A 7,086-nucleotide genomic window follows, 5' to 3' on the forward strand; every position below is an offset into this window, starting at 1 on the left:
GACATCGGCCTCGTCGGCTACGAGATGGCCCTCCTCGTCGACCGCGCGGGCAACGTCCTCACCCCGGATCTCCGTGCGGAACTGCAAGGAAGCCTGATGCGCTAGGTAATCCCAAGGCGCTAGGGAACCTACCAGCGCAGCCCGTGCGTCCCCAGGCACGGCCCGAACCATTCACAACTTCCATCCGGCCGCGCACACCGTCCCCCCACCGGCCGACACGCCCGGAGGATTCATGACCCCGCCCCCCGCCTCACCCGACGCGTACGGCGCGCTGCACGATTCGTCGTACGACGGTGAAGGCGATCAGCCGCTGGTCCGCCCCTACGCGATGACCGGCGGCCGGACCCGGCCGCGCTACCAGCTCGCCATCGAGGCACTGGTGTCGACGACGGCAGATCCGATGCACCTCGCGAGCCTGCTCCCCGAGCACCAGCGGATCTGCCACCTCTGCCGGGAAGTCAAGTCGGTGGCGGAGGTGTCTGCACTGCTGTCGATACCGCTCGGCGTCGCCCGCATCCTCGTCGCCGACCTGGCCGAGGCGGGCATGGTGGCCATCCACCAGCCGGGCAACGGAGAGGCCGGCGGAACGCCGGATGTGACACTGCTGGAAAGGGTGCTCAGTGGACTTCGCAAGCTCTAGCGGCGGTGCCGCCCGTTCCACCACTTCCGCGAAGATCGTGGTGGCGGGCGGCTTCGGCGTGGGCAAGACCACGTTCGTCGGCGCCGTCTCGGAGATCAACCCGCTGCGCACCGAGGCCGTGATGACCGCGGCTTCGGCGGGCATCGACGATCTCACTCACACCGGGGGCAAGACCACCACCACGGTGGCCATGGACTTCGGCCGCATCACCCTGGACCAGGACCTGATCCTCTACCTGTTCGGCACCCCCGGCCAGGACCGGTTCTGGTTCATGTGGGACGACCTGGTCCGCGGCGCCATCGGCGCCGTCGTCCTCGTCGACACCCGCCGCCTCGCCGACTGCTTCCCCGCAGTCGACTACTTCGAGAACTCCGGCCTCCCCTTCGTCGTCGCCCTCAACGGCTTCGAAGGCCACCAGCCCTACACCCCCGAAGAAGTCCGCGAAGCACTCCAGATCGGCCCCGACACCCCGATCATCACCACCGACGCACGCCACCGCGCCGACGCCAAGAGCGCATTGATCACGCTTGTCGAGCACGCTTTGATGGCACGTCTCAAGTAGGTACGGCAATACCTCAGTTGTCGTAACTTGTCCCCGGGGTGGCCTGTGTCATTGGACACGGGCCACCCCGGAGTTCATAACGTTTCGACAGAGAATTCCTGCTCACCGGCCACCGGACGCACTCGATCAGTGCCGCTGCGCTCATATCTGCCCCGCAATTTGACGGGGCTCGTTCTTTTTGACCGTTTTATCTGAGGCGTGGACCACTCGAAATGGCGTGATCCCGCTGTTTGGAACGGGGCCGCTCGACGTGCTGGAATCGACGAACTGCTTAGTAGTACGGCTCTGAACAAAACGGCACAGCACAAGTGCCGACGCCGAGAGGTTGTTGGTCGAGTGAGGCGAAGCAAGACGACCTCCGCACCCGAACAGGTGCGGGGCAACTTCACCCCGCCGTCGCGGACGGTGGCGTCACCGGCGGATGCGTCCGGAGCCGGAAGCGCGCCCCCGCCTGCGCCCAAGCCCGCGCCCACGAGCGGCAGCAAGCTTTCCCCGCGCAACTGGCGGGTGCCCAGCAAGCTGAACGCGATCCTCCTCCTCCCCGCGCTCATCGGCCTGGTCATGGGCGGCTTCCAGGTGAAGCAGTCCGTGGACACCTGGAACGAGGCCCAGGACGCGGAGAAGATCGCCCTCATTGTGAAGGCCGCCTCCGAGTACGGCCAGGCGCTGCTGAACGAGCGTGACCTCACCGCCGAGCCCCTGCTGAAGGGCGAGGGCGAGAACAGTGCCGTCGAGAAGGCCCGCGCAGCGACCGACGCGGCGAAGAGCAAGTTCCACGCCGCCGTCGAGGACATGCCCGAGGGCGAGGGCCTGGAGCGCCGTCTGAAGCTGCTGGAGGGCCCGGATGCGGAGCCCAAGCTCCAGGAGTACCGGGACGCCGCGTACCGCTCGGAGACGGCACCGGTCGAGACCGAGGAGAACTACGTCCAGGTCCAGCACTCGCTGATGGAGTTCTCCAACGAGCTCGGCCTCGGCACCGGCAACATCACGAGCTACGGCCGTACCGTCTACGCGGTCCAGCTCGCGAAGGCCGCCACCTCGCTGCAGCGCTCCATCGGTATGCGTCTGCTGGTGAAGCCGAGCGAGAAGAAGGACATCCACGCCGGCGAGCTCGTCGCCTTCAACTCTTACTACTACCTGGAGCAGATCGCCCTCGGCGAGTTCGTCTCCGGTGGTACCGACGAGGACAGCGCCCGGCTCGTCGAGATCATGACGCAGAAGGCGACCGAGGGCCAGAAGAAGCTCGAGCAGGCCGGGATGAACCCGCCGACGGCGCCGAACCCGAGCACGCGCAAGCCGTCCGTCTACGACGGCATGGTCAAGGAGATCCGCAGCGGTCTCACGCCGGAGAAGCTCAGGGACAAGGACATCGTCCCGGCCGTCTGGATGGGCGCCGCCACCGCCAAGTTCGACGCCTACTCCACGGTCGAGAACGAGCTCGTGGACAAGGCCGTGAAGGAGGCCGCGGACATCTCCGACGAGGCCGCCGCCGACGCCTACGTCACCGGTGCCATCGTCGTGGTCGCCCTGCTCGTCGCGTTCATCCTGGCCGGCTTCGTGGCCCGCCAGATGAGCCGCTCGATGCGTCAGCTCCGCGGCGCCGCCTTCGGCATCGCCGAGCAGCGCCTCCCGATGCTCGTCGACCAGCTCTCCCGTACCGACCCGGGCCGGGTCGACACCCGGGTGGAGCCGATCCCGATCACCTCCAGGGACGAGATCGGCGAAGTCGCCCGCGCCTTCGACCAGGTCCACCGCGAGGCCGTCCGGCTCGCCGCCGAGCAGGCGCTGCTGCGAGGGAACGTCAACGCGATCTTCACCAACCTGTCGCGCCGCAACCAGGGTCTGATCGAGGGCCAGCTGTCCCTCATCACCGACCTGGAGAACAACGAGGCCGACCCGGACCAGCTGGAGAACCTCTTCAAGCTGGACCACCTCGCGACCCGTATGCGCCGCAACGGCGAGAACCTCCTCGTCCTCGCGGGCGAGGAGCCCGGCCGCCGCTGGGACCAGCCGGTCCCGCTGGTCGACGTCATGCGCGCCGCCTCCTCCGAGGTGGAGCAGTACGAGCGCATCGAGATCACCGGTGTCCCGGACGCGGACATCCACGGCCAGGCCGTGACCGACCTCGTGCACCTGCTCGCCGAGCTGCTGGAGAACGCCACCACGTTCTCCTCCCCGCAGACCAAGGTGCGGGTCACCGCGACCCGGCTGCCCGACGGCCGCGTCATGATCGAGATCCACGACAAGGGCATCGGCCTCACCGCCGAGGACTTCGCGGACATCAACCACCGCCTGGCCAACCCGCCGAGCGTGGACGCCGCGATCTCGCAGCGCATGGGTCTCTTCGTGGTCGGCCGGCTCTCGGACCGGCACGGCATCCGCGTCCAGCTCCGCCCCTCGGGCGAGCAGGCCGGTACCACCTCGCTGATCATGCTGCCGGACGCCATCACCCACGGTGGCGGTGGCGAAGGCGTGCCCGAGGACGACTTCACGGTCTCCTCGATCATCCCGGAACAGCAGGTCTACGACCAGGCTCCGATGCTCACCGCCGCGGAACTCGGCTTCGACGACTCGAAGTTCGAGCAGCAGACCGCCATGGACCCGGTGGGCCGCTCGCTGCAGCGGGAGGGCCGCCGCGCCGCCCTGGAGGCCCAGGTCGGAGAGCGCCAGGGCTTCGCCGACGAGACCGCCGAACAGCAGTACGCGGAGCAGGGGTACGACAACCAGGGCTACCCCGAGCAGCAGTACGACGAGCGCGGCTACGCGGGCGAGTACGGCCAGGAGTACGCGCAGCAGGAGTACGTGGAGGAGTACCCGCAGGAGAACGGGTACGACCCCAACGGATACGCACATGCCGACGGTTACCCCGACCAGGCATATGCGGAAGGCGCGTACCAGGCCGACGGCCAGTCCCAGCAGCCGTTCGACGGTGCCTACGACCCCCACGCCCACCAGGGCGAGTGGCAGGACCAGGGCTCGTATCAGGAGTCGTACGCTCCGGGTTACGGACAGGATTCGGAATCTTCGCCGGGCGCTGACGCAGCGGCCCAGGACCGCGTAGGCTTCGACCGTCCGGAACCCACCCCGAACACCGGCCACGGGATGACCGATGCCGGTCTGCCGCGCCGCGGAGGCAGCCAGTCGAACTGGCAGCAGTCCGACGGCCGGGAGAAGGAACAGCCCGTCGTCGAGCGGCAGCAGCCGTCCGACCTGCGAACCTCGCGACCGGCTGGGGAAGGCTCCGGAGATTGGCGCTCGGACAACGACGAGCGCTGGCGGCGAGCCGAAAAGCTCCGCGACCCGAAGGCAGGCGGGGTCACCCCCTCCGGCCTTCCCCGCCGGGTCCCCAAGGCCAATCTGGTCGAGGGAGCAGCGGCGCAGACCCCGCAGGGCGGCCCCCAGGTCTCCCGCGCACCCGAGGACGTCCGGGGCAGGCTGAGCAACCTGCGCCGTGGGGTCCAGCGGGGACGCAGCGGCGGTTCGGACACGAACGGAACGGGCTTCGGCCCGGGTAGCACCTACAACCAGGAGCGTTAGTGTGAGCCCGATGAGCCAGGCGGCACAGAACCTGAACTGGTTGATCACCAACTTCGTGGACAACACCCCCGGGGTGTCCCACACCGTGGTGGTCTCCGCCGATGGACTCCTTCTGGCCATGTCCGAAGGGTTTCCGCGCGACCGCGCCGACCAGCTCGCGGCCGTGGCCTCCGGACTGACCTCGCTGACCGCGGGGGCGTCCAGGATCTTCGAAGGCGGCCCGGTCAACCAGACCGTGGTGGAGATGGAACGCGGCTTCCTCTTCATCATGTCCATCTCCGACGGCTCCTCGCTGGCCGTACTCGCCCACCCCGAGGCGGACATCGGCCTCGTCGGCTACGAGATGGCCCTCCTCGTCGACCGCGCGGGCAACGTCCTCACCCCGGATCTCCGTGCGGAACTGCAAGGAAGCCTTCTCAACTAGAAGACAGACAGTGCGTTTCTCGTCACCGCACCGTAAGGTGCGGTGGCGCGGCCTCACGGGACAGTGACAGCCGGCCGGCAGGAGGAGGAGAACGACAGTGGGAACACCACCAGGCGGCGGACACCCATATGACGGTGCCCAGCACGTTCCGGGTGACCAGCACACCCAGAACCGCTACAACTTCCCCTCCGCACCCAGCAGGCAGGGTCAGCCGTACCAGCAGCCCTCCCCGTACGACCAGCCGCAGCAGCCGCGCCAGCAGCAGGCGCAGCGGAAGCGGCCCCAGAGCGCGAGCTCGGGTTCGAGCAACAGTCCGCTGGTCCGCCCCTACGCGATGACCGGCGGCCGGACCCGGCCGCGCTACCAGCTCGCCATCGAGGCGCTGGTGCACACCACCGCCGATCCTGCACGGCTGCAGGGGCAGTTGCCCGAACATCAGCGGATCTGCCACCTGTGCCGCGAGATCAAGTCGGTTGCCGAGGTCTCGGCACTGCTGCACATTCCTCTTGGCGTTGCCCGGATCCTCGTCGCCGACCTGGCGGAGGCCGGACTCGTCGCCATTCACCAGCCCGGCGGCGACGAGTCCGCCGGCGGCCAGCCAGACGTGACACTGCTCGAAAGGGTGCTCAGTGGACTTCGCAAGCTCTAGCGGAGCGGGCCGTTCTACCACCTCCGCGAAGATCGTGGTGGCGGGCGGCTTCGGCGTGGGCAAGACCACGTTCGTCGGCGCCGTCTCGGAGATCAACCCGCTGCGCACCGAAGCCGTCATGACCAGCGCCTCCGCCGGCATCGACGACCTCACCCACACCGGGGACAAGACCACCACCACGGTGGCCATGGACTTCGGCCGCATCACCCTGGACCAGGACCTGATCCTCTACCTGTTCGGCACCCCCGGCCAGGACCGGTTCTGGTTCATGTGGGACGACCTGGTCCGCGGCGCCATCGGCGCCGTCGTCCTCGTCGACACCCGCCGCCTCGCCGACTGCTTCCCCGCAGTCGACTACTTCGAGAACTCCGGCCTCCCCTTCGTCGTCGCCCTCAACGGCTTCGAAGGCCACCAGCCCTACACCCCCGAAGAAGTCCGCGAAGCACTCCAGATCGGCCCCGACACCCCGATCATCACCACCGACGCACGCCACCGCGCCGACGCCAAGAGCGCGCTCATCACGCTCGTGGAGCACGCCCTGATGGCCCGCCTGCGGTAGGTCCACGCATACGAGAATGGCCCCGCGCCCCCATGGAGCGCGGGGTCTTTCGCATGTCCCGTGCGGAACATCCGGTGAACAACGGGTCGGCCGGCGACGGGCCGGTGGACGACAGGGAACGGCCACGGCAACGGGCGCCGGGGCGACCGGTCACGGGCAGCGGGCGACCGGTCACGGGCCTCGGGCCGCGGGCTATACGTCTGCGGCCCCGGGCAGCGGTCTGCGGGGCTTGCGGCCCCAGGACACGGGCCGCGCGGTCTGCAGGCCCCGGGCAGCGGGCCGCGCGACGCAGGCCTCGGGACGACGAAAGGCCCCGCCGTCCCAAGGAGTGGACGGCGGGGCCCTGAGGGGTGCGTCTGGCCGGACCGACGAAAGGTCAGAGCTGCCAGGAGTGCGGGGCGCAGAAGCCCGAGCGGCGCTCCAGGCGGCGCCAGCCGGCGGTGGACCGCCCGCGGTGGTGTCCGGTGCCCTCGTTGCGGGCGGCGGCACGGGCCAGCAGCACCGCGGTGATCGCGGCGAGTTCCTCGGGCTCGGCGTGGCCCTTCTCGACACGCAGCAGGGCGTTGCCGGCAATGGCGTCGGTGTTCATGTGCAGCGTTCTCCTCGTGGGTTACTGCGGGGGGTTGCCGTGCTTGCGGGACGGCAGGTCGGCGTGCTTCGTGCGGAGCATCGCGAGTGCGCTGATCAGCACCTCGCGGGTCTCCGTGGGGTCGAT

Annotated in this window: 7 protein-coding genes and 1 pseudogene; 7 read left to right on the forward strand and 1 reads right to left on the reverse strand. The window is 68.9% G+C overall.

What is annotated here, in order from left to right; translation table 11 throughout:
• The 7 genes and pseudogenes from ACZ4Z5_RS33065 to ACZ4Z5_RS33095 form a co-directional block, all read left to right on the forward strand.
• Positions 1-105 (forward strand): annotated as a pseudogene (locus ACZ4Z5_RS33065) (roadblock/LC7 domain-containing protein); the annotation flags it as partial.
• Between the two features lie 127 nt (positions 106-232).
• Positions 233-640: a DUF742 domain-containing protein gene (locus ACZ4Z5_RS33070; protein ID WP_468269935.1), complete on the forward strand. Its 408-nt coding sequence runs from the start codon at positions 233-235 to the stop codon at positions 638-640.
• Positions 621-1,202, forward strand: coding sequence for a GTP-binding protein (locus tag ACZ4Z5_RS33075; protein ID WP_468269937.1), 582 nt, complete (start codon positions 621-623; stop codon positions 1,200-1,202). The genes ACZ4Z5_RS33070 and ACZ4Z5_RS33075 overlap by 20 nt, the downstream gene beginning before the upstream one ends.
• Before the next feature lie 336 nt (positions 1,203-1,538).
• Positions 1,539-4,739, forward strand: a complete 3,201-nt coding sequence (locus ACZ4Z5_RS33080) for a sensor histidine kinase (RefSeq protein WP_468269940.1) — start codon at positions 1,539-1,541, stop codon at positions 4,737-4,739.
• A 10-nt stretch (positions 4,740-4,749) separates the two neighbouring features.
• Entirely contained in the window at positions 4,750-5,163 is a 414-nt protein-coding gene (locus ACZ4Z5_RS33085; protein ID WP_468269942.1) for a roadblock/LC7 domain-containing protein, read from the forward strand.
• Positions 5,164-5,260: 97 nt separating this feature from the next.
• The gene (locus ACZ4Z5_RS33090; protein WP_468269944.1) at positions 5,261-5,812 is read left to right on the forward strand and encodes a DUF742 domain-containing protein; all 552 of its coding nucleotides are present in this window, start codon (positions 5,261-5,263) and stop codon (positions 5,810-5,812) included.
• A complete protein-coding gene (locus ACZ4Z5_RS33095) occupies positions 5,793-6,371 on the forward strand; it encodes a GTP-binding protein (protein ID WP_468269946.1) in 579 nt (192 codons plus the stop codon). The genes ACZ4Z5_RS33090 and ACZ4Z5_RS33095 overlap by 20 nt, the downstream gene beginning before the upstream one ends.
• Before the next feature lie 376 nt (positions 6,372-6,747).
• Here ACZ4Z5_RS33095 and ACZ4Z5_RS33100 read toward each other — a convergent pair whose 3' ends face one another.
• Positions 6,748-6,960 (reverse strand): acyl-CoA carboxylase subunit epsilon, encoded by a 213-nt coding sequence (locus ACZ4Z5_RS33100; RefSeq protein ID WP_468269948.1) that lies wholly within the window; start codon positions 6,958-6,960, stop codon positions 6,748-6,750.
• Positions 6,961-7,086: the final 126 nt, after the last annotated feature.

It is taken from the genome of Streptomyces sp. NPDC030222 (assembly GCF_055573115.1).